At 68.1% G+C, this 3,385-nt stretch carries 4 protein-coding genes; 1 reads left to right on the top strand and 3 read right to left on the bottom strand.

Translation table 11 applies throughout. From position 1 onward, the window contains the following. Positions 1-628 (bottom strand): MFS transporter (locus G3O00_RS41195; RefSeq protein ID WP_206146436.1); only part of this gene is annotated, 628 nt, incomplete at its 3' end. A 193-nt stretch (positions 629-821) separates the two neighbouring features. On the opposite strand from G3O00_RS41195, the gene G3O00_RS41190 reads away from it, so the two are divergent. Next, positions 822-1,508, top strand: coding sequence for a hypothetical protein (locus G3O00_RS41190; RefSeq protein ID WP_206146435.1), 687 nt, complete (start codon positions 822-824; stop codon positions 1,506-1,508). An 18-nt stretch (positions 1,509-1,526) separates the two neighbouring features. Here G3O00_RS41190 and G3O00_RS41185 read toward each other — a convergent pair whose 3' ends face one another. Next, positions 1,527-2,612: an ATP-binding protein gene (locus tag G3O00_RS41185; protein ID WP_206146434.1), complete on the bottom strand. Its 1,086-nt coding sequence runs from the start codon at positions 2,610-2,612 to the stop codon at positions 1,527-1,529. A gap of 2 nt (positions 2,613-2,614) precedes the next feature. Continuing rightward, positions 2,615-3,352, bottom strand: coding sequence for a response regulator (locus G3O00_RS41180; RefSeq protein ID WP_011356639.1), 738 nt, complete (start codon positions 3,350-3,352; stop codon positions 2,615-2,617). Positions 3,353-3,385 lie beyond the last annotated feature (33 nt).

Below are 3,385 nucleotides of genomic sequence, written 5' to 3'. Positions count from 1 at the left end.
GGCCGGCGGGCGGCGCGGCGCGGGCAGCGCGCGGGCGATCGTGGCCGGCTTCGTCGCCGAGCGGATATTCGCGGAAGCCGACGATCCACCATGCGAGCCACACCAGCGTGACCGCGCCGATCACGAAGAACGCCGCGCGCCACGACAGCCAGGTCATCAGCGCCGCGACGATCGGCGGCGTGACCGCGTTGCCGAGCCGCGAGAACGAATGCGTGAAGCCTTGCACGACGCCGCGCCGCTCGCGCGGGAACCAGTGGGTGATCGCGCGGGCCTGGGCGGGCAGCGTCGCGCCTTCGCCGATGCCGAGCAGCAGGCGCGCGGCGAACAGCAGCCCGAGGCTGTGCACGAACCCGGTGGTGAAGGTCGATACGACCCAGATCAGCCCGCAGCCGATCAGCGTGATGCGGGCGCCGAACCGGTCGGCGATCCAGCCGCCGCCGATCTGGCAGATTGCATACGAATACGCGAACGCGGAGAATGCGACGCCAAGTTCGGTATTCGACAGGCCGAGTTCGGCCTTGATCGCGCCGGCCGCAGTCGCGAGGTTGACGCGGTCGACGTAGAGGATGAACGAAAGCGCGCACAGCAGCCACAGGGTGTGGCGCCGTTGACGGTGGTCGTTAGGCATGTGTCTCACTCCATTCTCGTGCGCGGCGTGGCAATGACGCCGCGTTCACTGGCCGGGCCAGCATCGCGCGGCGGCGGAGACACTGTCTAATGAATCTTTGGGATCAATCGATAACCCCAGGTATTCATTCCCGTTTCAGCCGCATCATTGGCATCAGCCGTACCCGACGCAATGGAACGCCACAGGTGAAGAATTGACCGACGAAGAAGAACTTTCACTCCGCCGCGAGAGCCGCTTCTGGGAGCTGCCGCCGGTGAAATGGTGGATCCGCGGGCATGGCCGCGACGGCTATTCGTTCCGTCTGCTGCTGTGGCCGCCGGTGATCGTGTTCGTGCTCGAATTCGTCTGCGTGCTGTTCGACGCGCTGTACACCGCCATCGGCATCAGTGCCGTCGCGACGCTGTTCCTCGGCTTCGCCGGGTACCACGGCGCGCAACGCGAATGGCTCGTGCCCGCCGCGACCACGCGCGCGCTCGTGAAGGCACGCATGAAGAAGGCGGCCGAGCGGTTCTCGTCGCTCGGCGTGGGCGCGACGGTGCTCGCGATCTTCGTCGCGGCGACGTCGCTGTCGCTCGTGATGTCGGGTCAGCCGGTGCTGGATACCGCCGCGAAGGACACGGTGTCGATCTTCATCGCGCTGGTGTTCCTGCCGGTGTACGTGTCCGGCGCGGTGCGCAAGCTGGCGATCGCGCGGATCGAGGAACTGGAGGCGCTGCGCAACGCGACCCTCGGCATCCGCCTGAAATTCGACCGGGCCGGTGCCGTGTGCGCGGTCGTCGTGCAGGGCGCGGCGGGGAAAGGGACGGTGTCCGTGCGGGAGTACACGGTGCTCGGGTTCAATCCGCCGCTCGAACAGGTCGGGCGCGAATCGCGAGAGTGACGGTGTAAAGGTGGGGGCTCAGGCCGGAAAGCGCTCGTTTTCCGGCGCCGGCACGAGGTTGTCGGGCCACTGCACTTCGAACCGCGTACCGCCCGCGCCGGTCGGCACGCAGACGGCTTCTCCGTGATGCGCATGCGCGATCGCCGCGACGACGGCGAGCCCGAGGCCGCTGCCGCCCGGCTGCGACTCGTCGACGCGCCGGAATGCCTTGAACACGTGCGGCGCGAAATCGGCCGGAATGCCGGGGCCGTCGTCCTCGACGCGCAGCCGGCACATGCCTGCTTCGATGCGCGTCTGGATCCGGATCGCGCCGGGCACCGCATGGCGGCGCGCGTTTTCCAGCAGCGCGAGCAGTGCCTGACGAATGCGCACCGGGTCGCAGCGCATCTGCCGTGTGTCGAGATCGAGCACCGGATGCTGGCCGGCGGCCTGCAGCGCGTGGGCGAACACGTCGACCACGGCGCGCACGTCGGCGGCGAGATCGGCGTCGCGGATCTCGATGCTCAAATGGCCGCCATCCGCGAGGCTGACCACGCGCAGATCCTCGATCAGTCGCGTCAGCCCTTCAACCTGCGCGAGCAGGCTGCGGAATTGCGCTTCGTCCGGCTTGAACACGCCTTCGGCGAGCCCCTGCAGGCGCCCGCGCAGCACCGTGACGGGCGTGCGCAGCTCGTGCGCGATCGCGGCGTTCCAGATTGCCTGTTCGTTGGTCACGCGCTGCAGCTCGTCGGCGAGCGCGTTGAAGTTGTCGGCGAGAAGCGCGGCTTCGTGCAGCGAGCGGTCGCCCGTGACGGCGCGCGCGTCGAGATCGCCGCGCGCGACGCGGCGAATGCTGTCGGTGACCGAATTGAGCGGCACGAGGATGCGGCGCGCGAGATTGACGGCGACCGCGACCGACAGCACGAGGCCGACCGACGTGGTGGCGATCAGCCACAGCCATTCCGGCGCGGTCGGCAGCCAGTTCTTCGTGTTGAAATGCGCGGGCCAGTAGTTGAACGCGACGTAGTAGAAGATGGTGGCGGTAAGCACCATCAGCATCGTCACGCCGAACACCATCCCGGCCATCGTCAGCGCGATCTGCCGGCTCAGGCCATCGAGCTTCACGTTCAACTCCAGAGCTTGTAGCCGACGCCGCGCACGCTGACCGGTACGCCCTGCATGCCGAGATCGTCCAGCTTCTTGCGCAGCTTGCTGACGTGGCTGTCCACCGTGCGCTCCAGCGCGTCGCCTTCCGGCAGGCAGGTGGCCATCAGCTCGGCGCGGCTGAACACGCGCCGCGGCGCGCGCGCGAGCTGCGCGAGCAGCTTGAACTCGGTGAGCGTCAGCACGAGCGTGTGCCGCTCGCTGCCCACTTCGAGCGTGGCTTCGTGGTGTTCGAGATCGATCTCGAACGGCGCGACCCGCAGCACGCGCTGTTCTTCCTGGCGCGAGCCGGCCATCGAACGGCGCAGCACGGCTTGTGCGCGCGCGACGACTTCGGCGGGATTGAACGGCTTCACCACGTAGTCGTCGGCGCCGATGCGCAGGCCGGTGAGCTTGTCGATGTCCTGGTCGAGCGCGGTCAGCATGATCACGGGCGTGTCGCCGCGATGACGGATTTCGGCGAGCACCTTCCAGCCGTCGACGTGCGGCATCTGCACGTCGAGCAGCACGAGGTCGGGCTTGAGCTGCAGGTGCAGTTCCAGTGCGCGGCGGCCGTCGGCCGCATGCACGGTGCGCAGGCCGCCGCGCGCGAGATAGGCGGTCAGGATCTCGGCGATCTCGGGTTCGTCCTCGGCGATGAGGACAAGCGCCTGGGCATCCTGGCCGGCGCTGGAAGGGGTCGGGAGATCAGGCTGGGCCATTCGTGTGAGTCCATCGGGGTTTCCATCGAGTCA

Source organism: Burkholderia sp. Ac-20384, assembly GCF_017104605.1.
Taxonomy (GTDB): domain Bacteria; phylum Pseudomonadota; class Gammaproteobacteria; order Burkholderiales; family Burkholderiaceae; genus Burkholderia; species Burkholderia lata.
This window is presented reverse-complemented; position numbering and strand designations above follow the sequence as displayed.